Raw genomic sequence first — 24,527 nt, 5'->3', positions numbered from 1 at the left:
AAGAACCTAGTCACGGTCTAATTTATATTTTGCTAGATCCATACCAAAGTTCAAGCCTTTGACATTTACTAATTCTTCTAACTCAGTTAAAGACTTCTTACCGAAGTTTCTGAACTTCATCAAATCATTCTTGTTATAAGAAACAAGATCACCCAATGTCTCAACTTCAGCAGCTTTCAAGCAGTTTAAAGCTCTTACAGAAAGCTCCATATCTACTAACTTAGTCTTAAGCAACTGACGCATATGAAGACTTTCTTCATCATAAGTTTCAGTCTGAGCTATCTCATCTGCCTCTAGAGTTATTCTCTCATCAGAAAATAACATAAAGTGATGAATTAAAGTTTTAGCAGCCTCAGTTAATGCATGCTTTGGATGAATACTACCATCCGTTACAATTTCAAAAACTAATTTTTCAAAATCTGTCTTTTGTTCTACACGATAGTTTTCAATGCTATATTTAACATTCTTAATAGGTGTAAAAATAGAATCTATTGCTATAGTACCAATCGCAGCACTTACGTTTTTATTTTCCTCTGCAGGAACATAACCACGACCTTTTTCAATAGTCAGTTCTAAATTAAGACTAACACTACTTTCAGTATTACAAATAACCATATCAGGGTTCAAAACTTGAAAACCTGAAATATGTTTTTGCAAATCTCCGGCAGTAAATTGATTCTTACCTGAAAAAGATACATTAACAACTTCGCTATCTACCTCGTCAATTTGTCTTCTAAAACGTACTTGTTTAAAATTAAGAATAATTTCAGTAACGTCTTCAACAACACCTTCGATTGTAGAAAATTCATGATCCACACCCTCAATACGAATTGAAGTTATAGCGAACCCTTCTAAAGAAGATAAAAGTACTCTTCTAAGTGCATTACCAACGGTAAGTCCATAACCTGGTTCTAACGGTCTGAATTCGAATTTTCCTTCAAAATCAGTCGAATCAATCATGATTACTTTATCCGGCTTTTGGAAATTTAATATTGCCATAAGATTACTTAATGAATTGGTTATTATTTAGAGTACAATTCTACTATCAGTTGTTCCTTAACATTTTCAGGAATCTGTAGACGTTCTGGAACGCTAACGAAAGTACCTGATAAAGAAGCTTTATTGAAAGTTATAAAATCGTAAACACGATCATTACTTGATAAAGAATCATCGATAGTAGCTAAAGATTTTGACTTTTCACGAACTGCAACAACATCACCTGGTTTTAATTGGTAAGAAGGAATATTCACCAACTGACCGTTAACCGTCATGTGTCTGTGAGAAACAAGTTGTCTAGCTCCTCTTCTTGTTCTAGCAAGACCCATACGATAAACCACGTTATCTAGTCTTGACTCACAAAGTTGAAGTAACACCTCACCTGTAATACCTGTACTACGAACAGCTTTGTCAAACATAAGTCTGAATTGCTTTTCTAAAATACCGTAAGTATACTTAGCTTTTTGCTTCTCTTTGAGCTGAACAGCATATTCAGACTCTTTACCACGGCGTCTTGCGTTACCGTGCATACCTGGAGGATAGTTTTTCTTCTCCAACGCTTTACTAGGGCCAAAAATTGGTTCTCTGAATCTACGAGCAATCTTTGCCTTAGGACCTCTATATCTTGCCATTTCTATAAATTTTGTGAGTGATGTATCATGAATTCAGGTCTATATCCTTCAATGATCTAATAATCACTCGATATTAAAATTAAATTAAACTCTTCTTCTTTTCGGAGGACGACAACCATTATGTGGTAAAGGAGTAACATCAATGATTTCAGTTACTTCGATTCCTGCATTATGAATTGAACGAACAGCGCTTTCACGACCATTACCAGGTCCCTTTACGTATGCTTTCACTTTACGTAATCCCGCCTCGTGAGCCACCTTAGAACAATCCTCAGCTGCTAATTGCGCTGCATAAGGTGTATTCTTTTTTGAACCACGAAAACCCATTTTACCAGCTGATGACCAAGAGATCACTTCACCTTTTTTATTTGTTAGAGATATCAAAATATTATTGAAAGATGATGAAATGTGAACCTCACCAACACTATCTACTATAACTTTACGTTTTTTAGCTACCGCTTTAGACTTTGCCATATCAGTTACTTATTATTTAGTTGCTTTCTTTTTATTAGCAACAGTCTTACGTTTTCCTTTACGTGTACGAGAATTATTCTTTGTACGCTGACCTCTTAATGGAAGCCCAGATCTATGACGAATACCTCTATAACATCCTATATCCATAAGACGTTTAATATTCAACTGCGTCTCAGATCTTAATTCACCTTCAATAGTATATTCACCAATAGCAGCACGAATCTTACTGATCTCATCGTCATTCCAATCACTAACTTTCTTATCTACACCGACTCCTGTAGCCATAAGAACTTCTTTAGCACGATTCCTACCTACACCGTAAATGTAAGTTAATGCAATCTCTCCACGTTTATTTTTAGGTACATCTACCCCTGCAATTCTAGCCATAGCTTACCCTTGTCTTTGTTTAAATTTAGGATTCTTTTTGTTAATGACGTATAGTCTGCCCTTACGACGAACTATCTTACAGTCAGCACTTCTTTTTTTAATTGACGCTCTTACTTTCATTTTAGTATCTATAAGTTATCCTTGCTTTCGAAAGATCGTAAGGACTCATTTCTAATTTCACTTTATCACCAGGTAATAATTTAATATAGTGCATACGCATTTTACCTGAAATATGCGCAGTCACGACGTGACCATTTTCTAACTCAACTCTAAACATTGCATTAGAAAGTGCTTCTATGATAGAACCATCTTGCTCTATCGCTGATTGTTTTGCCATTATGCTACTGCTTTTCTATTCTTACCAGTCTTGATCAAACCATCATAATGACGATTAAGAAGATAAGAGTTAATTTGTTGCATTGTATCTATTGCTACTCCAACCATAATTAATAATGACGTACCACCATAAAACAAAGCCCATGATTGAGTAACACCCATTAATGAAATAATTGCAGGAAAAATAGCCACTGCTGCTAAAAACAAAGAACCAGGTAATGTAATCTGTGACATGATACGATCTAAGTACTCAGAAGTTTCAGTCCCTGGTCTAATTCCAGGTATAAAACCACCATTTCTTTTAAGATCATCAGCCATCTTATTAGTTGGAACTGTTATCGCGGTGTAAAAATAAGTAAAAACTATGATTAATAGTGCAAAAGTTAAATTATACCAGAAACCAAAAATATCGCCATAAGCAGTACCAATAGACTTAGCCCAAGATGCATCCATCTGCCCAATAGCCGACGGTACAAACATAATAGCCTGAGCGAAAATTATTGGCATAACGCCAGAAGCATTAAGTTTAAGAGGAATATACTGACGAGAACCGAAAACATTCTTCTCATAACCGCCAGTTGCAGACCTTCTAGCATACTGAACAGGTATCTTTCTAACACCCATAACAAGCATAATACAAGCCGCTATAACAAGAAGCCAAATCACTACTTCTACAATAATGAGAAACCATCCACCTACTCCATCTACTCTAGAGCCTATTTCTTGAATAAACGCTTGAGGCAAAGTAGCAATAATACCGACCATGATTAATAATGAAATACCATTACCAATACCTTTATCCGTAATTTTTTCACCAAGCCACATTGCAAAAACACAGCCAGTAACTAAAATTATTGTACTAATTACTAAAAACAAAGTTTGTTGATCCTGCATCATAAATGCAGACTCAGGAACACCTAAAGAACCTAAAGACAGCATATAGCTAGGTGCTTGTATTAAACAAATACCAATCGTTAACCATCTAGTTATTTGATTAATCTTTCTTCTACCAGACTCACCTTCTTTTTGAAGTTTTTGTAAATAAGGTATAGCTATACCCATTAACTGAACAACAATACTAGCAGATATATACGGCATAATACCTAAGGCAAAAACAGAGGCTTTAGCAAAAGCACCACCTGTAAAAGCATTAAGTATACCACCAATTCCGTCCTTAAAATTAGAAGCCAAACCAACTAATTGAGTCGAATCTATACCTGGTAAGGTAATTTGAGCACCAAACCTATAAACAAGAAGCAAACTAAAGGTCATTAAAATACGATCCCTTAGCTCTTCTATTTGCCAAACATTCTTTAAATTTTCAATTAACTTCATCGAGTAAAATTAAATTGTTTGTGCTTGTCCACCTACTCCTTCTATAGCAGCTTTTGCAGTAGAAGTAAATTTATGTGCAGTTATATTAACTTTAGCCTTCAACTCACCACGACCAAGAATCTTTACCAAGTCATTTTTTGAAACCAATCTTTCAGCAACTAAATCACCTATAGTGATTGTATCCGAAAACCTACCAGCCTCATGATAAGCCTGAATAACGTCTAAATTAACTCCCGCATATTCCTTGCGATTAATATTCGTGAAACCAAATTTAGGAACACGACGCTGAAGAGGCATTTGACCACCTTCGAAACCTACTTTCTTAGAGTAACCAGAACGAGATTTAGCTCCCTTATGACCACGAGTTGCAGTACCACCTTTACCAGATCCCTGACCACGACCAATAATCTTTGCAGATCTCTTTACAGAACCTTCAGCCGGTTTTAAATTATGTAAACCCATTATAAATATTTTTAAGCCTTCTCTACAGAAACCAAATGTTGAACTTTTGCGATCATTCCTTGTATCACAGAATTATCTTCATGCTCTACAACCTGATTCATTTTTCTTAGACCAAGAGACTCAAGAGTCCTCTTTTGTCTTGCAGTCCTATTAATAGCACTACGTACTTTTTTTACTTTTAACTTAGCCATAATAGAAATTATCCGTTAAATACTTTATTCATTGAAATCCCTCTTTGCTTCGCTACTGTTTCTGCACTTCTCAATTGTAATAAAGCATCAAAAGTTGCCTTAACTACATTATGAGGATTAGAAGAACCCTGGTTTTTACTAAGTACATCATGAACACCTACAGCCTCAAGTACAGCTCTAATTGCTCCACCAGCAATAACTCCGGTACCAGTTGATGCAGGCATCAATAACACCCTAGCACCACCAAACTTACCTTTTTGCTCATGAGGAATAGTTCCCTTTAGCAATGGTATGCGTACTAAATTCTTTTTTGCATCTTCAACAGATTTAGAAATAGCTTCAGAAACCTCTTTAGATTTACCTAAACCATGACCTACAACTCCATTTTCATCACCTACAACAACTATTGCAGAAAATCCAAATGCACGACCACCTTTTGTCACCTTAGTAACACGTTGAACACCTACTAAACGATCCTTAAGCTCAAGTCCTCCTGGCTTAACCGTTTCTACGTTTTTATATTTTTGGTACATTATATTAAATGTTTCAAATTAAAATTTAAGACCACCTTCACGAGCTCCCTCTGCAAGAGATAGCACACGACCATGGTACAAATATCCACCACGATCAAAAGAAACAGATTCAATACCAGCAGCTTTAGCCTTAGCGGCAACTGCAATACCTACTTCCTTAGCAACCTCCACCTTTCCAGCAGTAGATTTTAATTCACGTGATGAAGCCGATGCAATGGTCACTCCATCTACATCATTAATTACTTGAGCATAAATCTCCTTATTACTTCTAAAAACAGATAACCTAGGACGTAAAGCCGTTCCATTAACTGTTTTACGAATGCGTCTACGAATTTTTATTCTTCTTGCTGACTTTGAAAATGCCATAATATCTATAAATTATGCTGATTTACCAGCTTTTCTTCTAATAATTTCTCCAACAAACTTAACACCTTTTCCTTTATAAGGCTCTGGCGGACGGAAACCACGAATTTTAGCAGCAACCTGACCAACTAACTGCTTGTCAAATGATGTAAGCTTTACACGAGGATTTTTACCCTTCTCTGAGATCGTTTCAACCTTAACTTCAGAAGCTATATTCAAAACGATATTGTGAGAAAAACCTAAAGATAAATCTAATTTTTGCCCTTGATTTGATGCTCTATATCCAACACCAACTAGTTCTAACTCCTTAGTCCAACCTGTTGAAACACCTTCAACCATATTGCTAATTAAAGATCTGTACAAGCCATGTTTAGCTCTATGATCCTTAGCATCGGAAGGTCTAGTAACTACTACTTCTTCCGCGTCAACCTCAATTGATACATCAGAAAAAGGCTGAACCAACTTTCCTAATTTTCCTTCTACAACAATCTCGTTGTTTTCAACTTTTACTGTAACACCAGCAGGTATAGTTACTGGATTTTTTCCTATTCTAGACATAGCTGTATATTAATAAACGTAACAAAGAACTTCACCTCCTACGTTCTCAGAACGAGCTTGCTTGTCAGTCATAACACCTCTAGAAGTAGATATGATTGCAATACCAAGACCATTAAGAACACGTGGTAAATCATTAGCTCCTGAATACTTACGTAAACCTGGCTTTGATAAGCGTTGTAAATCTTTTATTACTGATTCCTTTGTATCTCTATCGTATTTTAAAGCGATTTTGATATTTTGTTGAGTTGTGTTATCTTCAAACTTATAGCTTAAGATATACCCCTGATCAAATAAGATTTTAGTAATCTCTTTTTTTAATTTTGAAGCAGGAACGTCAACTACTCTGTGATTTGCTCTTACAGCATTTCTAATTCTCGTTAGATAATCTGCGATTGGATCTGTATTCATAAATATATCTTTAAGCGATTACCAACTAGCTTTTTTAACGCCTGGGATTAAACCTTGATTTGCCATTTGTCTGAACATTACACGAGAAATACCAAATTGTCTCATGTAACCCTTAGGTCTTCCCGTTAATTTACAACGATTATGTAATCTAACAGGAGACGCATTCTTAGGTAACTTTTGTAGCTCCTCGTAGTCGCCAGCTTCCTTAAGTGCCTTTCTTTTAGCAGAATATTTATCCACTAATGCCTGACGCTTGCGCTCGCGCGCTTTCATTGATTCTTTTGCCATCTCTACTTAGTTCTTTTTAAATGGTAAACCTAGTTCCGTAAGTAATGACTTTGCTTCTTTATCAGTATTAGCACTGGTAACGAAAGCAATATCCATACCTGAAATTTTGTTAACCTTATCTATGTTTATCTCTGGAAATATAATTTGCTCAGTAATACCTAAATTATAATTTCCTCTTCCATCAAAACCGTCTGCTTTGATTCCTTGAAAATCTCTAACCCTTGGTAAAGCAACGGTTACGAAACGGTCCAAAAATTCATACATACGTTCTCCACGTAATGTTACCTTAACACCGATAGGCATTCCCTTACGCAACTTAAATGCCGCAACATCTTTCTTAGATAAAGTAGCAACTGCTTTTTGTCCAGTTATAGTCGTTAGTTCTTCCAATGCATAATCGATAAGTTTCTTATCTGCTACAGCAGCACCAACCCCACGGCTTAGTACAATCTTCTGAAGCTTTGGAATCTCCATTACATTCTTGTAAGCAAACTCCTTCTGTAAAACATCAGCAATACGCTCTTTATATTCTCCTTTTAATCTTGGTAAATATGACATGATTATATTACTTCTTTAGTTGTTTTAGCAAAACGAACGTTTTTACCATCCTTAGATTCATATCCAACTCTAGTATTCTTACCATTCTTATCTATTAAAGAAAGGTTAGAAACGTGTAATGCAGCCTCTTTTTCTTTTATACCACCTTGTGGATTAGTAGCGCTAGGTTTCTCATGTTTAGAAACCATATTAACACCTTCTACAATAGCTCTATTCTTTTCGATAAAAACTTTTGCTACTTTCCCTTCAGCACCTTTATGCTCACCAGCAGTTACTCTAACTGTATCTCCGGTTTTAATTTTTAACTTTGCCATAATAATTATTATAGTACTTCTGGAGCAAGTGATACAATTTTCATGAACTGTCTATCACGTAATTCACGTGCTACAGGTCCAAAAACACGAGTACCTCTCATGTCAGATGTAGGATTTAACAAAACGCAGGCGTTATCATCAAAACGGATATAAGAACCATCAGGTCTTCTCACCTCTTTTTTAGTACGCACTACAACCGCTGTAGAAACAGCACCTTTTTTTATATTACCATTAGGAGTTGATTCCTTTACAGAAACAACAATCTTATCACCAACCGAAGCATATCTTCTTTTAGTACCACCAAGAACACGTATACAAAGAACTTCCTTTGCACCAGTATTATCAGCGACTCTTAATCTCGATTCTTGTTGTACCATTACTTAGCTCTTTCTATTATTTCTACTAATCTCCAATTCTTAGACTTACTCAAAGGACGAGTTTCCATAATACGAACTGTATCTCCTTCGTTGCAGTCATTATTTTCGTCGTGAGCAACATATTTCTTAGTTTTCAAAACGAATTTACCATACATAGGATGCTTCTGTCTTTTAACTTCAGCTACGACAATACTCTTGTCCATCTTGTTGCTTTTAACAACACCTACACGTTCTTTTCTTAAATTTCTAGTCTCCATTGTCGTACTATTTATTGTTGATAGCAGTCTTGATTCTCGCGATAGTCTTACGTAACTTGGTAATCTGTGAAGGATTATCCAGCGGTGACATACTATGAGTCCTTTTCAAATCTCCGTAAGCAACTTGTGATTCTACAAGCTTATCTTTTAACTCTTCAAGAGAGTATCCTTTAACTTCTGATTGTTTCATAACTCAAATCTATTCTTGATAATCGCGAGCGACTATGAATTTAGTTTTAACTGGTAATTTCTGAGCAGCAAGCCTTAAAGCTTCTTGTGCAACTGCTTGCGGTACACCTGAGATTTCAAAAAGAATTCTACCTGGTTTAACCACTGCAGCCCAATACTCAACATTACCCTTACCTTTACCCATACGTACCTCTAAAGGCTTTTTCGTAATAGGTTTATCCGGAAATATTTTTATCCATAAAGAACCTTCTCTTTTCATAAATCTAGTCGCTGCAATACGCGCCGCTTCGATTTGTCGAGAATTAATGAAATTTGCATCTAAAGATTTAATTCCAAAAGTCCCATAGGCTAGTTGGTTACCGCGTCCTGAATCACCTTTCATGCGACCCTTCTGCTGTTTTCTAAACTTTGTTTTTCTAGGTTGTAACATTTCTAGCTATTATTATTTTCTACGACGACGGTTGCCTCCACGATTGTTTGCACCACCACCTTTATTACCTTGTTGTTTCTTTGCTAAGCCAGCCAAAGGAGATAAATCTCTTTTACCATAAACCTCGCCCTTCATAATCCATACTTTAACTCCAATCCTTCCATACGTAGTATGAGATTCTACTAAAGCATAATCTATATCAGCGCGAAAAGTAGAAAGAGGAATACGACCATCTTTATAAGATTCAGAACGAGCCATTTCAGCCCCATTCAATCTCCCAGAAATCTGAACTTTAATACCTTCAGAATTCATTCTCATCGCAGCGGCAATAGCCATCTTAATAGCACGTCTATAAGAAATCCTATTCTCTATTTGTCTAGCAATACTAGAACCTACTAAATGCGCATCTAGCTCAGGTCTTTTAATTTCATGAATATTGATCTGCACATCCTTACCAGATATCTTCTTCAACTCTTCCTTTAAACGATCAACTTCCGTACCACCTTTACCGATAATAATACCAGGTCTAGCAGTAGTAATAGTAACTGTAACTAACTTTAAAGTACGTTCAATAATAATACGTGAAACACTAGCTTTAGATAAACGAGCATGAATATACTTGCGTATTTTATCATCTTCAGCAAGTTTATCACCATAATCATTTCCACCGTACCAATTAGATTCCCATCCTCTGATGATACCTAAACGATTTCCTATTGGATTTGTTTTCTGTCCCATACCTTTATTAGTTAACCTCTAAATTATTAGTCTGACCTAACACAAGAGTAACGTGGTTTGATCTTTTTCTTATTCTATGTGCTCTACCCTGCGGTGCTGGACGCAATCTTTTTAACATAGCACCACCATCAACTCGAATCTCTTTAATAAAGAGTCCAGCCTCAGCCACATCAGCATCCTCGTTCTTAGCCTGCCAATTTGCAACAGCACTAAGAACTAACTTATCTAATCTTCTTGCCGCTTCTTTAGAAGAAAACTTAAGGATATTTAACGCATCCTCAACCTTTTTACCTCTAATTATATCAGCAACCAATCTCATCTTTCTTGGAGATGTAGGACAGTTGTTTAATTTTGCAAACGCTATCTTACTTCTCTCTTCCTTTAGCCTTTCAGCCATTTGTCTTTTACGAACTCCCATAGCTTAGATTATTTTTTACCCTTATTCTTAGCACCACCATGACCTCTATAAGATCTAGTAGGTGAAAATTCCCCAAGTTTATGTCCAACCATGTTCTCAGTAACATACACAGGTATGAACTGACGTCCGTTATGAACAGCAATTGTCTGACCAACGAAGTCCGGCGTAATCATAGACGCACGAGACCAAGTTTTTATTACAGTTTTTTTACCAGACTCAACATTTTGAGCCACCTTAGATTCAAGTTTATGAAATACGTAAGGTCCTTTTTTAAGTGAACGAGCCATAATTTATTTCTTTCTACGTTCTATTATATATTGAGTACTAGCTTTATTCTTATCACGTGTACGATAACCTTTAGCAGGTATACCATTACGAGATCTTGGATGACCACCTGAAGACTTACCTTCACCACCACCCATTGGGTGATCCACTGGATTCATCACAACCGGTCTAGTTCTAGGCCTTCTGCCTAACCATCTAGATCTACCAGCTTTACCACCAACAACAAGTTGATGATCACTGTTAGAAACAGCACCAATAGTAGCTAAACATTCTTGTAAAATCAATCTAGTTTCACCGGAAGGCATCTTAACAGTAGCATACTTACCATCTCTAGCCATTAACTGAGCAAAAGAACCAGCACTACGAGCGATCACAGCCCCTTGTCCAGGACGTAATTCAATACAACTAATAATTGAACCCAAAGGCATTTGCGACAACTTCATTGCATTACCAACATCTGGAGTTGCAGATTCACCAGAAACAATATTCTGACCAACCTTCATACCATTCTGAGCAATTACATAACGCTTCTCTCCATCTTGATAATTAACTAAAGCTATGAAAGCAGTACGATTAGGATCATACTCGATCGACGCAACAGTTGCAGGAACACCATGACGATCTCTTTTGAAATCAATGATACGGTAGCGTCTCTTATGACCACCACCAATGTAACGCATAGTCATACGACCACTAGCATTACGACCACCTGAACGTTTTTTCGGAGCGAGTAAACTCTTCTCCGGCTTATCAGTTGTGATAGCGTCGTAGCCATTCACAACTCTAAATCGCTGTCCAGGAGTTACAGGTTTTAATTTTCTTACTGACATTATTGTCTTTTAATTATAGATTACTATAAAGATCAATGGTTTCACCATCTTTAAGCTGTACAAATGCCTTCTTACGTGCACTTGTTTTACCAACTTGAATCCCTGATTTAGTATATTTAGTATTACGATCAATACGTGTATTCATTGTTCTAACCTTAAGAACAGTAACGCCATACGTCGCTTCAACTTCTTTCTTTATTTGTACTTTATTAGCTTTTGAAGACACCTCAAAACCATAACGATTTAGAAGCTCACTATCTCTAGTTGCCTTCTCAGTAATAATCGGTTTAATTAAAATGCTCATAGCTTATTTACTTAAATTTTCTTCAATTCCTTCTAACGAACCTTCCAAAAGAACAACATTAGTTGCGTTCAAAATTTTGTAAGTACTTAATTCTGAGTTAAGTACAACATCAGAACCCTTTAAATTTCGCGAAGACAAATATACATTATTATTTGATTCCCCCAAGACAATTAGAGATTTTTTATTTTCAAGACCTAGACCTTCTAAAACCTTAACAAAATCCTTAGTACTTGGAGCATCTAAATTGAAATTCTCAACAATTGAAAGTGTACCTTCAGACATCTTTTGACTTAGTGCACTTTTACGAGCTAATCTCTTCTGACCTTTATTCAATTTGAATGAATAACTACGAGGTACAGGACCAAAAATACGACCACCACCTCTAAATACAGGAGACTTGATAGAACCAGCACGAGCTGTACCTGTCCCTTTTTGCTTTTTGATCTTACGAGTACTACCTGCAATCTCTGCACGTTGCTTAGCTTTGTGCGTACCTTGACGTTGATTAGCAAGATATTGCTTTACATCAAGATAAATAGCGTGTTCACTAGGCTCAATACCGAATATCTCTTCAGATAATTCTACCTGACGTCCAGTTTCTTTTCCTTTTATATCTAATACTGCTACCTTCATTATTTCTGTACGATTACATAAGAATTTTTATGACCAGGTACACAACCTTTAACCACAAGTAGGTTCTTGTCAGCAACAACCTTTAAAACTCTTAAATTTTGAACTTTTACTTTTTCATTCCCCATCTGTCCAGCCATGCGCATTCCTTTGAATACACGTGCAGGATAAGATGCAGCTCCAATAGATCCTGGAGCTCTCAAACGGTTATGTTGACCATGTGTAGCTTGACCAACACCACCAAAACCGTGACGTTTAACAACACCTTGAAAACCTTTACCTTTAGAGGTTCCTGAAACATCTACAAATTCACCTTCAGTGAACATATCAACAGTAATTGAATCTCCTAATTTGTATTCCTCATCAAAACTTTTGAATTCGGCAACTTTTCTTTTGACAGCAGTTCCTGCTTTCTTAAAGTGCCCTTGAGCAGCCTTAGAAGCATTCTTGTCTGATTTGTCATCGAAACCTAATTGCAAAGCAGCATATCCATCTACCTCCTCAGTTCTGACTTGGGTAACCACGCAAGGACCTAATTCTATAACAGTACAAGGCATGTTTTTGCCGTTCTCATCATAAATACTAGTCATTCCGACTTTTTTTCCTATTAACCCAGACATATTTATATTAATTAATAATTGTTATATATAATTTTAAAAACAGTTCCGCCTAATAATAGACGGAACCAAATTTTGATTTAATAAATTAAAGTAATTACACTTTAATTTCAACTTCAACACCACTAGGAAGTTCAAGCTTCATAAGAGCATCAATAGTCTTAGAAGAAGAACTATATATATCTAATAGTCTCTTATATGAACTAAGTTGAAATTGCTCACGTGATTTTTTATTTACGTGAGGAGATCTTAACACAGTAAAAATCTTCTTGTGTGTAGGAAGTGGAATAGGTCCAGTTACAACAGCACCAGTACTTTTTACAGTTTTAACGATTTTTTCAGCAGATTTATCTACCAGATTATAATCGTATGATTTGAGTTTAATTCTGATTTTTTGACTCATCGTTTGAAATATTAATTGTTACCTTTTGTTGCTGCTATTACCTCTTCACTAATATTAGAAGGTGTCTCAGCATAATGAGAGAATTCCATTGTAGACGTTGCACGACCTGAAGAAAGAGTACGTAACGTTGTTACATAACCAAACATTTCAGAAAGAGGAACATCAGCCTTTACAACCTTTGCACCATTACGGTCACCCATGTCATTTACTTGACCACGACGACGGTTAAGGTCACCAACTATATCACCCATATTTTCTTCAGGAGTAATAACTTCAAGTTTCATCATAGGTTCTAATATAACAGCACCGGCCGACTTAGCAGAAGCTTTATAACCCATCCTAGCTGCTAATTCAAAAGAAAGAGCATCAGAATCTACAGGGTGAAAAGAACCATCTGTAAGAGTAACTTTCATACTATCCATTTCGAATCCGGCAAGAGGACCAGCCTTCATAGCTTCACGGAAACCTTTTTCAATTGCAGGAATAAATTCCTTAGGAACATTACCACCTTTAATTTTATTAACAAACTGAAGACCTTCTTCTACCTTACCTTCTTCATTTTCTTCAGCAGGTTCAATAGTAAAGACAATATCTCCAAATTTACCACGACCACCAGATTGCTTCTTATAAGTTTCTCTGTGATCAGCAGATCTTGTAATAGCTTCTTTATACTCCACTTGAGGAGCACCTTGATTAAGCTCTACTTTAAATTCACGACGCATACGGTCAACGATAATATCAAGGTGAAGCTCACCCATACCAGATATAATAGTTTGACCAGAAGCCTCATCAGTTCTTACCTGGAAAGTAGGATCTTCTTCAGCTAATTTTGCCAAAGCCATACCCATTTTATCCACATCAGCCTTAGTTTTAGGCTCTACAGCAATACCGATTACTGGATCTGGGAAGTCCATAGACTCAAGAACAATAGGATGCTTTTCATCAGACATAGTATCACCAGTCTTGATATCTTTAAACCCTACTGCTGCACCAATATCACCAGCTTCTATGTATTCAATAGCATTCTGTTTATTAGAATGCATTTGATAAATACGTGAAATACGTTCTTTTTTACCTGAACGATTATTTAATATATAAGAACCAGCATCCAAACGACCTGAATAGGCACGGAAAAATGCAAGACGACCTACAAAAGGATCCGTTGCAATTTTAAATGCAAGAGCAGCAAAAGGCTCCTTAACACTTGGCTTACGTAATTCTTGTTCTTCTGTATCAGGATTTGTACCAACAATACCTTCCTTATCCGTAGGAGAAGGCAAGTAACGACAAACTGCATCTAATAAAAATTGAACACCTTTATTTTTAAACGCAGAACCACAAATCATAGGAATGATAGACATATCCATAACAGCAGCACGAAGAGCAGCATGCACTTCATCCTCTGAAATAGAATCCTCATCTTCCATGAATTTTTCAAGAAGGTTCTCATCATAAGCAGCAACCTCTTCGATTAGCAACCCACGATATTTTCTCGCTTCCTCTTTCATGTCCTCAGGAATGTCCACTACATCAAAAGTAGAACCCTGCGTAGCATCATGCCATACAATAGCACGATTCTTTACAAGATCAACAACACCTTTGAACTCATCTTCGTCACCAATGTTCAATACAATTGGCACCGCATTAGACTTCAACATATCTTTAACTTGCTGACAAACAGCTAAGAAATTAGACCCCTGACGATCCATTTTATTTACAAAACCAATACGTGGCACTTTGTAATTATCTGCTAATCTCCAGTTAGTTTCTGATTGTGGCTCAACACCATCTACAGCACTAAACAAGAAAACCAAACCATCTAATACACGCAACGATCTATTTACCTCTACAGTAAAATCAACGTGACCAGGTGTGTCAATAATATTAAAGTGATAATCCTTCGTATCAGGAGTAGTTTGAGCATTTTCTAATGGAAACTTCCATGTACAAGTAGTAGCAGCAGACGTAATAGTAATACCACGCTCTTGCTCTTGCTCCATCCAGTCCATAGTAGCAGCACCATCATGAACCTCACCTATCTTATGAGAAACTCCTGTATAATAAAGGATACGCTCAGTAGTAGTTGTTTTACCTGCATCAATATGAGCAGCAATACCTATGTTTCTAGTAAATTTTAAATCTCTTGACATTTCTTAGAATCTAAAGTGTGAGAATGCTTTATTTGCTTCAGCCATCTTATGAGTGTCTACCTTTTTCTTAACAGCAGCACCTTCTTCCTTAGCCGCAGCAAGGATTTCAGAAGCTAATCTTACAGAAAAAGATTTTTCGTTACGCTTACGAGAGTAACTAATCAACCACTTCATTGCTGTAGATATCTTTCTATCTGGTCTGATTTGCATTGGAATTTGAAACGTAGCACCACCTACACGGCGTGAACGCACTTCAACGTGCGGCATAACGTTAGATAACGCATCTTTCCACACTTCCAAAGAAGTTTTCTCTTCATCTTGATTTTTTTCTTCTACAATATCCATTGCATCATAGAAAAGTTTGAAAGCCGTAGACTTTTTTCCGTGTAACATCATCATGTTAACGAAACGTGTCACTAGCTGGTCGTTAAAACGTGGATCCGGAAGGATAGGACGTTTCTTGGCCTGTCTTTTTCTCATTTCTTCTTGTTGAAATTGTTAATTAAAAAACCCTAACAGAGTATTGTTAGAATCTTTAAAAATTGGTTTACTTCTTTGGGCGTTTTGCTCCATACTTAGACCTACGTTGTGTACGGTCTGCAACACCAGCGGTGTCCAGTGCCCCACGCACGATATGATATCTAACTCCTGGCAAATCTTTTACCCTTCCACCTCTAACCAATACTATCGAGTGCTCTTGTAGATTGTGTCCTTCTCCTGGGATGTAAGCATTTACTTCCTTACCGTTAGTAAGTCTAACCCTTGCAACCTTTCTCATTGCTGAGTTAGGCTTCTTAGGTGTAGTTGTGTAAACACGTGTACATACTCCACGACGTTGAGGACAAGAATCTAAAGCAGCCGATTTACTCTTCTTGGTTATTTTGGCTCTTCCTTTACGTACTAATTGTGAAATCGTTGGCATATTGTTTTACGCTAATAAATTAATTCCCTTTTTTAAGAGTCGGCAAAGGTATGAATAAAAAAGAGTTATTCAAACCTCAGTTTCAAATATTTAGAATATCTTTTCAAAATACACAAGAAACAAGAAAAAATTACCGTTTACAAAATGATGAAAAACAATAGATATTAATGAAAATCAAATCCTGCATAGTCCTTATTATATATATACTAACCACCCATTCTTTATTATCACAGAATAAAGAAGTCTTACTGCAGTACAAAAGCAACACTACAAAAAAAGCAGACTCTACAAGAATTATACAATTAAACCATTCAACCACTCCTAATAAAATAACCGACAGTTTAAAATCACAATTAAAAAATCAAGGATATTTAAATCTATTAATTTCTGAACCTAAAAGAATCACAAATAATATTTCCAAGGTAACTATTAACTTAAACCGAAAATACACCCACATTAAATACTTTTTCAATATTAAAAATAAACAAGATAGTTTGATTATGCATTCGCTTTCGCGAAAGCGAGAAAACATAATAACAATTAAAGATCAAAAAAAAATCATTGATGATTACAATGAGCAATTAAAAGAAATGGGATACCCCTTTAACGAAATAAAATTATCCAATATAAAACTAAACGATAGCGATACTATAACAGCAAATTTAAATTTCAAGATAATTGAAAAACGTTATATCGACAACATCATTTTAAAAGGCTACACTAACTTTCCAAAAACAACTATATCTTCATTTAACAACAAAACAAGAAACTATAATGAAAAAACAATTAAAGAAATAGATGAAATTATAAAAAACATACCTTTTGCAAAACAAACTAAAAAAACCGAAGTCCTATTTAAAAAAGACTCCACTAATATTTATGTTTATTTAGAAAAAATCAACACCAATACTGCAGAAGGCTTATTAGGCTTTAACAACACCACAGATGGAAAACTAGAACTGAATGGATATATAGATTTAAAATTACAGAATAATTTAAATAGAGCTGAAACTTTCATTTTACAATATCGAAATGATAATGGAGATCAAACCAATTTTCAAACTAGTATAAATCTACCGTATGTATGGAAGACTCCAATAGGTATAAATACAGAATTAAATATTCAGCGTAGAGACAGCACATACCAAAGCACATCATTCAGCACTGGGTTATTTTATAAACCAAACTGGAAAACTAGCTTAGGACTTAACTACAAATCGGCAACATCCAATGCTACAGCAACAGATACAGATCTAGAAAACTACATCAAAAACGGAGTTGAACTAACATCTAACTATCAAAAAAACACGACTGATCCTTTAATGCCAGAAAACTTCTATTTAAAAGCGAATTTCGGATTAATAAAAAGGACTGGAATAGAAATAAATGAAAAACAATTAAGTTTTAACGCAACCTTTTTAAAGTTATGGCATCTATCTCATAGAAGTGTATTTTTAAGCAATATCACTAGCTATTATTTGAAATCGAAAAACATACAATTTAATGAGCTTTATCAGTTCGGAGGATTGGGAAGCATTAGAGGTTTTAACCAAAATAGCATTGACAGCTCTTTCTATACGACGCTCGCTACAGAGTATAGATACCGTTTAAACGATCAAATTTACCTTCACACCATTCTAGATATAGGTGTATTTGAGAATTTTAACAGTAAAAACCTTGATAAGCTTTACGGTTTTGGAGGAGGAATTGCAATTTTAACACAAGCTGGAATATTAAATTTAAGCATCGCAAACGGCCGATTTGAAGATGCTAAAGTGGACTTATCCAGCACAATAGCTCATATAAGCTTAAAAATAAATTTCTGATATGTTAGCTTAATGTTAATGAGATCTTAAGAAATAGTATAAATAGAACACAGAAAAGTTGTTTTATTAACTTCTTTTTTTGATTTTTGGAGCTGGCTAATTCAAATAAATCTAAACATGAAAACAAAATTAAATGGAATTTTAACACTTTTGCTAGTGTTAGTTGCGCAAGTAGCTTTTGCACAACAAACTGTTACCGGTAAGGTGACAGGTCCCGATGGGGAAGAAGTTATTGGTGCGGTTGTGTCTATTAAAGGGACATCAACATTCGCCTCTACTGATTTTGATGGTAATTTCACAATTGAAGCTACACCAGAGAGTACTATAGTATTTTCTTACACTGGTTATGATTCACAAGAAGTTATAGTAGGAAATCAAACGACAATAAATATCACAATGGTATCTAGTGCATTAGACACTGTAGTTGTACAAGCGTACAGAACTGCAACTAAAACCACTAGTAACGTATCAAGCACCACTATCAGTGGAGAAGATACAGCGGATAGACCAAACGCATCAATTATCCAAAGACTACAGGGTCAAATTCCTGGTCTTACGGTTCAAACTGGATCTGGACAACCTGGTGCTAACTCGACTATTCAGCTACGTGGACCTAGTTCAATTAATGGTAACACAGAACCACTTATTCTTGTTGATGGAGTACCAGTAGATGAAGACGTATTTAGATCTTTCAACCCAAACGATGTTGAAAGTACAACTGTACTTAAAGATGCTGCCGCTACTGCAATCTATGGAAATAGAGGAGCAAATGGTGTTATTATTTTAACTACTAAATCTGGTGGTTATGATTCTCCTTTGAAGGTAAGTTATACTGGTACTACATCTTTTTCTGAGTTAATTGAAAATGACTACGAAATTTATGATGCACAAGGGTATTTAAGATTTGAGCAAGCCCAAGGAGCTGGTTTAGGTGCAACATTAACTGATGCTCAAATAGATGCATTTGATGTCAACACTGATTGGAAAGATGTATTTTTTAAGACAGGTGTATCACAATCACACAATTTAAGTTTATCTTCAGGAAGCAAAAGAGCTACACAATTTACGTCTGTAAACTATACAGATCAAGAAGGTTCTCTTTTAAATAGTAGTCTTCAAAGGTTTTCAGTAAGAAATAACGTAACTGGGAAATCTGAAAATGGAAGATTTAGATATGGTACTAATATATTCATGGGATATTCTAAGAATGCATCTCAAACAGAACCAGATGCAACAACTTCAAATAGAAACAACTTCATATACTTTAGTTCTACATTTGGAGCAAACAACGCATTGCCTTATCTAGATGCAAATGCTTATGACCCAAATATCTTTCAAGAATATTTCAATGGATTACAAAACTTTCCATTTGTACTAATTGACAATGTTACTAAAAATGTTAACACCAACGATGAATTAAAAATGATCGTAGGTGCAAACGCTGAGTACGATATCAGCGATGAGTTTACAGTAAGATATAGAATAGGAATGGATTATCAAAATGTTATAGGTCTTAGATCAAACCCTCCAAACTCAGCTTTATCTCAAATAAGAGGTAATGGTGTTTTAGAAGGAGATCAATCAGAAACATATTTAAGAGACTTCAGATTCAATTCAAGTTTAAACTTAGGATGGGAAAAGAAATTTGGTCCTGGAGAAGATGATGCTTCAAAAAAGCATAGAATACTAGCAAACGGTTATGTAGAATACGTAAAAGCTGAACTAAAACAATTCGGCTATAACCAAAATGGTTTAGACCCAAGAACGTTCTCATTTGGAGATGGAAGCGGTTACTTACTAGATTCTGGAGCAGATGACTTATACGTTCCAACTGTATTCGCAGGTAAGAATGAAACAGGTTTATTTTCATACTTTGGAGAATTTGACTACGATTATGACAATACATACGGATTTACTGCCGTAGTTAGAAGAGATGCTTCATTTAGATTTACAGACGATAATGCATGGGGTACTTTCTACTCGGTTGCAGGTAGATGGAACTTACACAAAGAGGATTTCCTAAAAGATTCTGAAGTTATTGATGTTTTAAAATTAAGAGCTAGTTACGGTGTAACTGGTAACGATAGATTAGGTGGTGGTTATTATGGCGCTCTAAGTAATACAAGACAATTGTTTGCTACTGGATCTGGTTACAATGACAGCCAAACTTTTGTAAGAGGAGGAACTATAGCAAACCCTGATTTAAAATGGGAAACTGTATCTACATTTAACATCGGTGCTGAATTTCAAATGTTTAACAATAGTCTAAGAGGTACTTTAGATGTATATGACAAGAATACTACCGATTTATTCTTTAGTCAGTTTATATCTGGTATTAATGGAAGTTACTCTACTACTGCTAACCTTGGTGATATGTACAACAGAGGAGTGGAATTAGGTCTTAGTTATGATATAGTACAGAGAGTTAATTCTGACGACTTTTTCGCAACAGTATTTGGTAATATAGCATATAACAAAAACAAAGTTACATTTATAGATTTACCAGATGGTAGACAAGATTTAACCGATGCAGGTAGAGTTATAGAAGTAGGTCATCAACTAGGTGAATACTTTGCAGTACCTTACAGAGGAATCAATCCAGCAAATGGTAATCTATTATTTGAAGATATTGATGGAAATATTACAGAAAATATCACTGATGCTGACAGAAGACATACTGGTAAAGGAAGTAATCCTGAATTTCAAGGAGGTTTTGGTACTAACATCGGTTACAAAAATTTCTTTTTTGAAACTCAATTTACTTTCATGACTGGAATAGCAAAATATGACACTGATTTAGAAGGATATTTAGATCCTACTAACCTTGGTACATATCAGATATCTTCAAGTTTTGATAGAGCTTGGACACCTGATAATAGAGTGACAGATGTTGCTGCTTTTGATGCTACTAACTTAGTTGCAAATGGAGTAACTACTGACAGATTCTTAACTGACACTGATTTCTTAAGATTACGTTTTGTTCAAGTAGGATATAACTTCCCTAAGGAATTAACAGATAATATCTTTTTATCTAGTGGAAGAATTTATGTTAGCGCTGAGAACTTATTAACTTTCTCTAAGTGGAACGGTAGTGATCCGGAAAGACCTGCAAGTTTAACACTTGACTCAGCACAGTCTAACTCAAACAGATACCCAACTCCAAGAACTATTAGTGTAGGAATTGATTTAAACTTTTAGAAAAAACGAAAATGAAAAAAATAGTAATATTAATAGCAGCTGTAGCGATGACATTCTCTTGTGAGGATGCTACAGATATCGTACAGCCTGGTGAATTAGGAGCAGCTAATGCTTTTATCACAGTAGAAGATTTAAAAACTGGAACTTCAGGAGTATACCTTTCTGGTGTATCATCAACTGAGATTTCATTTACGTCTCAATTTACAGATGAAGCAGCAGTTGGTCTAGTTGGACAACAAGGATCAGCATTACATGGTTACACCTTAAATCCTAGCACTGGTATAGTAAGTAGTATTTGGTTAAATAACTATAACCTGATTTTAAGAGCAAATGTTTTATTAGCAGCAGCTGAAAATATTGTTCCGGCTGATGCCGCTGAACAAGCCTTATATGACGAAAGCGTCGCGGAGGCTTTGGCTTTAAGAGCTTTAGGTCACAGTAAATTATTAAGCTTTTTTGCAGAAGATTTAGCTGACAACAACTCATTAGGAGTTATCGCACTTGATTTTGTACCTAATCCTTTAGATAATTTCGGTAGAAATACAGTAGGTGAAGTTTTAACCCTAATTAATGATGATTTAGATAGAGCCGAGGCTTTATTTACTTCTGCAGGAACCAATGCATCTCAAATATTTATTGATGCTAAATTTGTTAGAGCGTTGAGAGCAAGAATGGCCTTGTATAATAAAGATTACCCTGCTGCTGCCGCTGCTGCTAATTCTGTATTAGCTGATTACTCTTTCCCTACAACTGCAGATTTAGCTGCACATCGTAGAATCTGGCAAGATGATCCATCTTCAGGTAGTAATGAGATAATTTTCAAATTCGTTTCAACACTTAATAATGGATCTAGACCAGGTCAAATATTTAACACTAACGAAAGTGATTTTGACGGTGCTGTAAACTATGAAATGAGTAGAAATTTATTTGATGTATTAGATGCAAACGCTACCGCTTTTGGAGATATAAGAAGAGATATTTACATTGATATTACGTCAGTTGTAAGTCCTGATTATAACGCAGAAGCTAATCCAAGAACAGGTGATGTTCTTGTAGTAGATAAGTATCCTGGTAACCCAGCAATTGCTGGTCTAGTAGGTGGTTACACTAACGACATCAAAGTAATTAGAGTAGCTGAAATGTATTTTATCCTTGCTGAAGAAGCGGCTAGTAGAGGTGACTTTATAACAGCAGCACAACAAATTAAAATCATCAGAGACGCACGTTACACCACACCTGCTCCTGCTCCTGTATACGCTAGTCAAACTGAAGCATTTAGCGACATTTTAGCTGAAAGAAAAATTGAATTTTTTGCCGAAGGTCATAGATATATTGATGTAAGAAGAATCGGTGATTTAGCAGGTGAAGGTTACGACAGAAATGAAATAGACTGTTCACTTTATCCATCAGCAGAATGTGATTTAAGTTTCAATGACTTTAGAGTTCAAGCTCTTCCTATTCCACAAGACGAGACTAGAACAAATACAGTTATTGCTGCACAACAGAATAGTGGTTACTAATATCTAAAATTTAAAAAATGAAAAATTATATAAAATTTATTGGAGTTTGTGTGATAGCATTACTTGCTTCATGTGATGAAGATGCTGTTGTATTTGACAATGTAAATGGAGATACAGCTATTTCTTTTAAGCAAACTAATTTTGAAACATCGGTACCACAAGCTGGTGCAACGGTAACTGTACCAGTAGAAATAACAACTATTTCTGCAGAAAGTAGAACTTACAATGTTTCTGTATTAGAAGCTGATGATACTGCTGCTATTACTGTAGGATCTGTTGTTATCCCAGCAGACACTTATGAAGGTTCCTTAGACATAAACATAGATTTTGCTGCTATTGGTGGTAATGATGGTGATTTAAGAAACGCATCTATACAACTAACACCTTCTGAAGGTGCTACTGCTTATGCTGATATAGTTAATCTAACTTATTTCCGTGAGATTGTATGCAATGACGCAACATTAACGATCAATACTGATTTGTATGCTCAAGAAACTGGCTTCCAAATTTTGGATGACACTAATACCGTTGTTTATGAACTAGCTGCAGGTACTTTGGGTCAAGCTGTTCAAACATTTACAGCTGATATCTTCTTAGCAGACGGTTGCTATACTGCAGTTATTACAGATTCATTTGGTGATGGTCAAGTTGATGGAACTAATCCTAATGGTAATTTTACACTAACTTGTTCAATTATTACTTTTGCTTCAGGTGGTGGTGATTTTGGTCCAAGTCAATCAGTACCTTTCTGTGTGAATCAATAATTATTGACACACATTATAAATTTAGAAACCCAAGCTTAGGCTTGGGTTTTTTTATGCAATAAACTCAAATAATTACTACTACCTTTGCAGCATGGAAAAGACTACATACATTTACGGAATAAGAGCAATTATAGAAGCGATAGAAAGTAACAAAGAGATATCTAAACTCTACCTTCTTAAAGAAGCTGACGGTGTACTTATGCACCAACTTCAAAATGCAGCTCGTAAAAACAACATAGCCGTATCTTATGTACCATCAGAAAAACTTGATCACATAGCCAAAGGTGGAAACCATCAAGGGGCAGCAGCTAGTATCTCTCCTGTTAATTTTCATGATCTAGAAACGATTCTAGAAAATACAGATATGGAAACAAAACCATTGTTCTTATTACTAGATGGTGTGACTGATGTTAGAAATTTTGGTGCTATTATACGCACAGCAGAATGTACTGGAGTAAAAGCCATTATAGTATCTGAAAAAGGAAGCGCACCTGTAAACGCAGCTACTGTAAAAACAAGTGCAGGAGCTGTATTTAATATGCCTATTTGTAAAGTGAACCACATTAAAGATGCTGTGTTTTTATTGCAAGCATACGGTGTGAAAACTGCTGGGGCAAATGAGAAAACTACAGATTTAATATATGATGTAGATCTCAACACTCCACTAGCCATAGTTATGGGTAGTGAAGACAGAGGTATTAACCCATCTACTTTAAAGATTCTAGATCACGTTGTCAAATTACCAATGCAAGGTGATATCGCTTCATTAAATGTGTCTGTAGCGTGTGGAGCCATGTTATATGAAGTAGTAAGACAAAAGTTATAACCCTTTAC

General features: G+C 35.7%; 36 protein-coding genes. 5 read left to right on the top strand and 31 right to left on the bottom strand.

What is annotated here, in order from left to right:
• Positions 1 to 6 precede the first annotated feature (6 nt).
• From ACJJVJ_RS13590 to rpsL, 31 genes are all read right to left on the bottom strand, one after another.
• Positions 7 to 999 carry a DNA-directed RNA polymerase subunit alpha gene (locus ACJJVJ_RS13590; RefSeq protein ID WP_104515640.1) on the bottom strand — a complete coding sequence of 331 codons (993 nt, stop codon included), beginning with the start codon at positions 997 to 999 and terminating at the stop codon, positions 7 to 9.
• A gap of 23 nt (positions 1,000 to 1,022) precedes the next feature.
• A complete protein-coding gene (rpsD, locus tag ACJJVJ_RS13585; RefSeq protein WP_104515641.1) occupies positions 1,023 to 1,628 on the bottom strand; it encodes a 30S ribosomal protein S4 in 606 nt (201 codons plus the stop codon).
• An 84-nt stretch (positions 1,629 to 1,712) separates the two neighbouring features.
• Positions 1,713 to 2,102 (bottom strand): 30S ribosomal protein S11, encoded by a 390-nt coding sequence (gene rpsK, locus ACJJVJ_RS13580; RefSeq protein WP_104515642.1) that lies wholly within the window; start codon positions 2,100 to 2,102, stop codon positions 1,713 to 1,715.
• Between the two features lie 12 nt (positions 2,103 to 2,114).
• The gene (gene rpsM / locus ACJJVJ_RS13575) at positions 2,115 to 2,489 is read right to left on the bottom strand and encodes a 30S ribosomal protein S13 (protein WP_104515643.1); all 375 of its coding nucleotides are present in this window, start codon (positions 2,487 to 2,489) and stop codon (positions 2,115 to 2,117) included.
• Positions 2,490 to 2,492: 3 nt separating this feature from the next.
• On the bottom strand, positions 2,493 to 2,609 hold the full coding sequence (gene ykgO, locus ACJJVJ_RS13570; RefSeq protein ID WP_015361145.1) for a type B 50S ribosomal protein L36: 117 nt from the start codon (positions 2,607 to 2,609) through the stop codon (positions 2,493 to 2,495).
• A gap of 1 nt (position 2,610) precedes the next feature.
• Complete coding sequence (gene infA, locus ACJJVJ_RS13565; RefSeq protein ID WP_013549436.1) at positions 2,611 to 2,826, bottom strand: translation initiation factor IF-1; 216 nt, start codon at positions 2,824 to 2,826, stop codon at positions 2,611 to 2,613.
• Positions 2,826 to 4,160 carry a preprotein translocase subunit SecY gene (secY, locus tag ACJJVJ_RS13560; protein WP_104515644.1) on the bottom strand — a complete coding sequence of 445 codons (1,335 nt, stop codon included), beginning with the start codon at positions 4,158 to 4,160 and terminating at the stop codon, positions 2,826 to 2,828. The genes infA and secY overlap by 1 nt, the downstream gene beginning before the upstream one ends.
• 9 nt (positions 4,161 to 4,169) lie before the next feature.
• On the bottom strand, positions 4,170 to 4,622 hold the full coding sequence (gene rplO / locus ACJJVJ_RS13555) for a 50S ribosomal protein L15 (RefSeq protein WP_104515645.1): 453 nt from the start codon (positions 4,620 to 4,622) through the stop codon (positions 4,170 to 4,172).
• Positions 4,623 to 4,633: 11 nt separating this feature from the next.
• Positions 4,634 to 4,813, bottom strand: a complete 180-nt coding sequence (gene rpmD, locus ACJJVJ_RS13550) for a 50S ribosomal protein L30 (RefSeq protein WP_104515646.1) — start codon at positions 4,811 to 4,813, stop codon at positions 4,634 to 4,636.
• 8 nt (positions 4,814 to 4,821) lie between these two features.
• The gene (rpsE, locus tag ACJJVJ_RS13545) at positions 4,822 to 5,346 is read right to left on the bottom strand and encodes a 30S ribosomal protein S5 (protein WP_104515647.1); all 525 of its coding nucleotides are present in this window, start codon (positions 5,344 to 5,346) and stop codon (positions 4,822 to 4,824) included.
• Positions 5,347 to 5,364: 18 nt separating this feature from the next.
• On the bottom strand, positions 5,365 to 5,712 hold the full coding sequence (gene rplR, locus ACJJVJ_RS13540) for a 50S ribosomal protein L18 (RefSeq protein WP_104515648.1): 348 nt from the start codon (positions 5,710 to 5,712) through the stop codon (positions 5,365 to 5,367).
• A 12-nt stretch (positions 5,713 to 5,724) separates the two neighbouring features.
• Complete coding sequence (rplF, locus tag ACJJVJ_RS13535; RefSeq protein ID WP_405370907.1) at positions 5,725 to 6,267, bottom strand: 50S ribosomal protein L6; 543 nt, start codon at positions 6,265 to 6,267, stop codon at positions 5,725 to 5,727.
• Between the two features lie 9 nt (positions 6,268 to 6,276).
• Positions 6,277 to 6,675, bottom strand: a complete 399-nt coding sequence (rpsH, locus tag ACJJVJ_RS13530) for a 30S ribosomal protein S8 (RefSeq protein ID WP_104515650.1) — start codon at positions 6,673 to 6,675, stop codon at positions 6,277 to 6,279.
• 18 nt (positions 6,676 to 6,693) lie between these two features.
• Positions 6,694 to 6,963, bottom strand: a complete 270-nt coding sequence (gene rpsN, locus ACJJVJ_RS13525) for a 30S ribosomal protein S14 (protein ID WP_104515651.1) — start codon at positions 6,961 to 6,963, stop codon at positions 6,694 to 6,696.
• 6 nt (positions 6,964 to 6,969) lie between these two features.
• Positions 6,970 to 7,521: a 50S ribosomal protein L5 gene (rplE, locus tag ACJJVJ_RS13520; protein ID WP_104515652.1), complete on the bottom strand. Its 552-nt coding sequence runs from the start codon at positions 7,519 to 7,521 to the stop codon at positions 6,970 to 6,972.
• A gap of 2 nt (positions 7,522 to 7,523) precedes the next feature.
• On the bottom strand, positions 7,524 to 7,835 hold the full coding sequence (rplX, locus tag ACJJVJ_RS13515; protein WP_405370904.1) for a 50S ribosomal protein L24: 312 nt from the start codon (positions 7,833 to 7,835) through the stop codon (positions 7,524 to 7,526).
• 8 nt (positions 7,836 to 7,843) lie between these two features.
• Positions 7,844 to 8,212, bottom strand: a complete 369-nt coding sequence (gene rplN / locus ACJJVJ_RS13510) for a 50S ribosomal protein L14 (protein ID WP_104515654.1) — start codon at positions 8,210 to 8,212, stop codon at positions 7,844 to 7,846.
• Complete coding sequence (gene rpsQ, locus ACJJVJ_RS13505) at positions 8,212 to 8,469, bottom strand: 30S ribosomal protein S17 (protein WP_104515655.1); 258 nt, start codon at positions 8,467 to 8,469, stop codon at positions 8,212 to 8,214. The genes rplN and rpsQ overlap by 1 nt, the downstream gene beginning before the upstream one ends.
• A 7-nt stretch (positions 8,470 to 8,476) precedes the next feature.
• Positions 8,477 to 8,659: a 50S ribosomal protein L29 gene (rpmC, locus tag ACJJVJ_RS13500; protein ID WP_104515656.1), complete on the bottom strand. Its 183-nt coding sequence runs from the start codon at positions 8,657 to 8,659 to the stop codon at positions 8,477 to 8,479.
• Positions 8,660 to 8,668: 9 nt separating this feature from the next.
• On the bottom strand, positions 8,669 to 9,088 hold the full coding sequence (gene rplP, locus ACJJVJ_RS13495; protein WP_104515657.1) for a 50S ribosomal protein L16: 420 nt from the start codon (positions 9,086 to 9,088) through the stop codon (positions 8,669 to 8,671).
• A gap of 12 nt (positions 9,089 to 9,100) precedes the next feature.
• Positions 9,101 to 9,826 carry a 30S ribosomal protein S3 gene (rpsC, locus tag ACJJVJ_RS13490; RefSeq protein WP_104515658.1) on the bottom strand — a complete coding sequence of 242 codons (726 nt, stop codon included), beginning with the start codon at positions 9,824 to 9,826 and terminating at the stop codon, positions 9,101 to 9,103.
• A 7-nt stretch (positions 9,827 to 9,833) separates the two neighbouring features.
• Positions 9,834 to 10,244 (bottom strand): 50S ribosomal protein L22, encoded by a 411-nt coding sequence (gene rplV / locus ACJJVJ_RS13485; protein WP_104515659.1) that lies wholly within the window; start codon positions 10,242 to 10,244, stop codon positions 9,834 to 9,836.
• Positions 10,245 to 10,252: 8 nt separating this feature from the next.
• Entirely contained in the window at positions 10,253 to 10,531 is a 279-nt protein-coding gene (gene rpsS, locus ACJJVJ_RS13480; protein ID WP_104515660.1) for a 30S ribosomal protein S19, read from the bottom strand.
• Positions 10,532 to 10,534: 3 nt separating this feature from the next.
• Entirely contained in the window at positions 10,535 to 11,359 is an 825-nt protein-coding gene (gene rplB, locus ACJJVJ_RS13475) for a 50S ribosomal protein L2 (protein WP_104515661.1), read from the bottom strand.
• Positions 11,360 to 11,372: 13 nt separating this feature from the next.
• Positions 11,373 to 11,663 (bottom strand): 50S ribosomal protein L23, encoded by a 291-nt coding sequence (gene rplW, locus ACJJVJ_RS13470; RefSeq protein WP_104515662.1) that lies wholly within the window; start codon positions 11,661 to 11,663, stop codon positions 11,373 to 11,375.
• A gap of 3 nt (positions 11,664 to 11,666) precedes the next feature.
• On the bottom strand, positions 11,667 to 12,296 hold the full coding sequence (rplD, locus tag ACJJVJ_RS13465) for a 50S ribosomal protein L4 (RefSeq protein ID WP_104515663.1): 630 nt from the start codon (positions 12,294 to 12,296) through the stop codon (positions 11,667 to 11,669).
• Complete coding sequence (gene rplC, locus ACJJVJ_RS13460; protein ID WP_104515664.1) at positions 12,296 to 12,913, bottom strand: 50S ribosomal protein L3; 618 nt, start codon at positions 12,911 to 12,913, stop codon at positions 12,296 to 12,298. Before rplC ends, rplD begins: the two co-directional genes overlap by 1 nt.
• Before the next feature lie 94 nt (positions 12,914 to 13,007).
• On the bottom strand, positions 13,008 to 13,313 hold the full coding sequence (gene rpsJ / locus ACJJVJ_RS13455; RefSeq protein WP_008992279.1) for a 30S ribosomal protein S10: 306 nt from the start codon (positions 13,311 to 13,313) through the stop codon (positions 13,008 to 13,010).
• Positions 13,314 to 13,324: 11 nt separating this feature from the next.
• Positions 13,325 to 15,463 carry an elongation factor G gene (fusA, locus tag ACJJVJ_RS13450; protein WP_104515665.1) on the bottom strand — a complete coding sequence of 713 codons (2,139 nt, stop codon included), beginning with the start codon at positions 15,461 to 15,463 and terminating at the stop codon, positions 13,325 to 13,327.
• 3 nt (positions 15,464 to 15,466) lie between these two features.
• Positions 15,467 to 15,943 carry a 30S ribosomal protein S7 gene (gene rpsG, locus ACJJVJ_RS13445; RefSeq protein WP_041566866.1) on the bottom strand — a complete coding sequence of 159 codons (477 nt, stop codon included), beginning with the start codon at positions 15,941 to 15,943 and terminating at the stop codon, positions 15,467 to 15,469.
• Positions 15,944 to 16,010: 67 nt separating this feature from the next.
• Positions 16,011 to 16,385, bottom strand: a complete 375-nt coding sequence (gene rpsL, locus ACJJVJ_RS13440) for a 30S ribosomal protein S12 (protein WP_015361172.1) — start codon at positions 16,383 to 16,385, stop codon at positions 16,011 to 16,013.
• 167 nt (positions 16,386 to 16,552) lie between these two features.
• Between rpsL and ACJJVJ_RS13435 the strand changes: the two genes are divergently transcribed.
• The 5 genes from ACJJVJ_RS13435 (at position 16,553) to rlmB (ending at position 24,519) form a co-directional block, all read left to right on the top strand.
• The gene (locus tag ACJJVJ_RS13435; protein ID WP_405370898.1) at positions 16,553 to 18,211 is read left to right on the top strand and encodes a BamA/TamA family outer membrane protein; all 1,659 of its coding nucleotides are present in this window, start codon (positions 16,553 to 16,555) and stop codon (positions 18,209 to 18,211) included.
• A gap of 117 nt (positions 18,212 to 18,328) precedes the next feature.
• Complete coding sequence (locus ACJJVJ_RS13430; RefSeq protein ID WP_405370896.1) at positions 18,329 to 21,409, top strand: SusC/RagA family TonB-linked outer membrane protein; 3,081 nt, start codon at positions 18,329 to 18,331, stop codon at positions 21,407 to 21,409.
• 11 nt (positions 21,410 to 21,420) lie between these two features.
• Entirely contained in the window at positions 21,421 to 22,929 is a 1,509-nt protein-coding gene (locus ACJJVJ_RS13425) for a RagB/SusD family nutrient uptake outer membrane protein (RefSeq protein ID WP_405370894.1), read from the top strand.
• Between the two features lie 17 nt (positions 22,930 to 22,946).
• A complete protein-coding gene (locus ACJJVJ_RS13420; RefSeq protein ID WP_405370892.1) occupies positions 22,947 to 23,693 on the top strand; it encodes a hypothetical protein in 747 nt (248 codons plus the stop codon).
• 91 nt (positions 23,694 to 23,784) lie between these two features.
• Positions 23,785 to 24,519 carry a 23S rRNA (guanosine(2251)-2'-O)-methyltransferase RlmB gene (rlmB, locus tag ACJJVJ_RS13415; protein ID WP_405370890.1) on the top strand — a complete coding sequence of 245 codons (735 nt, stop codon included), beginning with the start codon at positions 23,785 to 23,787 and terminating at the stop codon, positions 24,517 to 24,519.
• Positions 24,520 to 24,527 lie beyond the last annotated feature (8 nt).

Origin of the sequence: Nonlabens sp. Asnod2-A12 (genome assembly GCF_045063745.1) — a bacterium.
Lineage (GTDB): Bacteria > Bacteroidota > Bacteroidia > Flavobacteriales > Flavobacteriaceae > Nonlabens > Nonlabens xylanidelens.
The sequence above is the reverse complement of the archived record's forward strand: the minus strand, read 5'-3'. Positions and strand labels throughout refer to the sequence as shown.

What these genes read in the sequence shown, in the direction of transcription:
- ACJJVJ_RS13590 (WP_104515640.1), bottom strand. Translation starts at nt 999, where the DNA reads ATGGCAATATTAAATTTCCAAAAGCCGGATAAAGTAATCATGATTGAT.
- rpsD (WP_104515641.1), bottom strand. Translation starts at nt 1,628, where the DNA reads ATGGCAAGATATAGAGGTCCTAAGGCAAAGATTGCTCGTAGATTCAGA.
- rpsK (WP_104515642.1), bottom strand. Translation starts at nt 2,102, where the DNA reads ATGGCAAAGTCTAAAGCGGTAGCTAAAAAACGTAAAGTTATAGTAGAT.
- rpsM (WP_104515643.1), bottom strand. Translation starts at nt 2,489, where the DNA reads ATGGCTAGAATTGCAGGGGTAGATGTACCTAAAAATAAACGTGGAGAG.
- ykgO (WP_015361145.1), bottom strand. Translation starts at nt 2,609, where the DNA reads ATGAAAGTAAGAGCGTCAATTAAAAAAAGAAGTGCTGACTGTAAGATA.
- infA (WP_013549436.1), bottom strand. Translation starts at nt 2,826, where the DNA reads ATGGCAAAACAATCAGCGATAGAGCAAGATGGTTCTATCATAGAAGCA.
- secY (WP_104515644.1), bottom strand. Translation starts at nt 4,160, where the DNA reads ATGAAGTTAATTGAAAATTTAAAGAATGTTTGGCAAATAGAAGAGCTA.
- rplO (WP_104515645.1), bottom strand. Translation starts at nt 4,622, where the DNA reads ATGGGTTTACATAATTTAAAACCGGCTGAAGGTTCTGTAAAGAGATCT.
- rpmD (WP_104515646.1), bottom strand. Translation starts at nt 4,813, where the DNA reads ATGGCTAAGTTAAAAGTAAAAAAAGTACGTAGTGCTATTAATAGGACT.
- rpsE (WP_104515647.1), bottom strand. Translation starts at nt 5,346, where the DNA reads ATGTACCAAAAATATAAAAACGTAGAAACGGTTAAGCCAGGAGGACTT.
- rplR (WP_104515648.1), bottom strand. Translation starts at nt 5,712, where the DNA reads ATGGCATTTTCAAAGTCAGCAAGAAGAATAAAAATTCGTAGACGCATT.
- rplF (WP_405370907.1), bottom strand. Translation starts at nt 6,267, where the DNA reads ATGTCTAGAATAGGAAAAAATCCAGTAACTATACCTGCTGGTGTTACA.
- rpsH (WP_104515650.1), bottom strand. Translation starts at nt 6,675, where the DNA reads ATGAATACAGATCCAATCGCAGATTATCTAACGAGAATTAGAAATGCT.
- rpsN (WP_104515651.1), bottom strand. Translation starts at nt 6,963, where the DNA reads ATGGCAAAAGAATCAATGAAAGCGCGCGAGCGCAAGCGTCAGGCATTA.
- rplE (WP_104515652.1), bottom strand. Translation starts at nt 7,521, where the DNA reads ATGTCATATTTACCAAGATTAAAAGGAGAATATAAAGAGCGTATTGCT.
- rplX (WP_405370904.1), bottom strand. Translation starts at nt 7,835, where the DNA reads ATGGCAAAGTTAAAAATTAAAACCGGAGATACAGTTAGAGTAACTGCT.
- rplN (WP_104515654.1), bottom strand. Translation starts at nt 8,212, where the DNA reads ATGGTACAACAAGAATCGAGATTAAGAGTCGCTGATAATACTGGTGCA.
- rpsQ (WP_104515655.1), bottom strand. Translation starts at nt 8,469, where the DNA reads ATGGAGACTAGAAATTTAAGAAAAGAACGTGTAGGTGTTGTTAAAAGC.
- rpmC (WP_104515656.1), bottom strand. Translation starts at nt 8,659, where the DNA reads ATGAAACAATCAGAAGTTAAAGGATACTCTCTTGAAGAGTTAAAAGAT.
- rplP (WP_104515657.1), bottom strand. Translation starts at nt 9,088, where the DNA reads ATGTTACAACCTAGAAAAACAAAGTTTAGAAAACAGCAGAAGGGTCGC.
- rpsC (WP_104515658.1), bottom strand. Translation starts at nt 9,826, where the DNA reads ATGGGACAGAAAACAAATCCAATAGGAAATCGTTTAGGTATCATCAGA.
- rplV (WP_104515659.1), bottom strand. Translation starts at nt 10,244, where the DNA reads ATGGGAGTTCGTAAAAGACAAATGGCTGAAAGGCTAAAGGAAGAGAGA.
- rpsS (WP_104515660.1), bottom strand. Translation starts at nt 10,531, where the DNA reads ATGGCTCGTTCACTTAAAAAAGGACCTTACGTATTTCATAAACTTGAA.
- rplB (WP_104515661.1), bottom strand. Translation starts at nt 11,359, where the DNA reads ATGTCAGTAAGAAAATTAAAACCTGTAACTCCTGGACAGCGATTTAGA.
- rplW (WP_104515662.1), bottom strand. Translation starts at nt 11,663, where the DNA reads ATGAGCATTTTAATTAAACCGATTATTACTGAGAAGGCAACTAGAGAT.
- rplD (WP_104515663.1), bottom strand. Translation starts at nt 12,296, where the DNA reads ATGAAGGTAGCAGTATTAGATATAAAAGGAAAAGAAACTGGACGTCAG.
- rplC (WP_104515664.1), bottom strand. Translation starts at nt 12,913, where the DNA reads ATGTCTGGGTTAATAGGAAAAAAAGTCGGAATGACTAGTATTTATGAT.
- rpsJ (WP_008992279.1), bottom strand. Translation starts at nt 13,313, where the DNA reads ATGAGTCAAAAAATCAGAATTAAACTCAAATCATACGATTATAATCTG.
- fusA (WP_104515665.1), bottom strand. Translation starts at nt 15,463, where the DNA reads ATGTCAAGAGATTTAAAATTTACTAGAAACATAGGTATTGCTGCTCAT.
- rpsG (WP_041566866.1), bottom strand. Translation starts at nt 15,943, where the DNA reads ATGAGAAAAAGACAGGCCAAGAAACGTCCTATCCTTCCGGATCCACGT.
- rpsL (WP_015361172.1), bottom strand. Translation starts at nt 16,385, where the DNA reads ATGCCAACGATTTCACAATTAGTACGTAAAGGAAGAGCCAAAATAACC.
- ACJJVJ_RS13435 (WP_405370898.1), top strand. Translation starts at nt 16,553, where the DNA reads ATGAAAATCAAATCCTGCATAGTCCTTATTATATATATACTAACCACC.
- ACJJVJ_RS13430 (WP_405370896.1), top strand. Translation starts at nt 18,329, where the DNA reads ATGAAAACAAAATTAAATGGAATTTTAACACTTTTGCTAGTGTTAGTT.
- ACJJVJ_RS13425 (WP_405370894.1), top strand. Translation starts at nt 21,421, where the DNA reads ATGAAAAAAATAGTAATATTAATAGCAGCTGTAGCGATGACATTCTCT.
- ACJJVJ_RS13420 (WP_405370892.1), top strand. Translation starts at nt 22,947, where the DNA reads ATGAAAAATTATATAAAATTTATTGGAGTTTGTGTGATAGCATTACTT.
- rlmB (WP_405370890.1), top strand. Translation starts at nt 23,785, where the DNA reads ATGGAAAAGACTACATACATTTACGGAATAAGAGCAATTATAGAAGCG.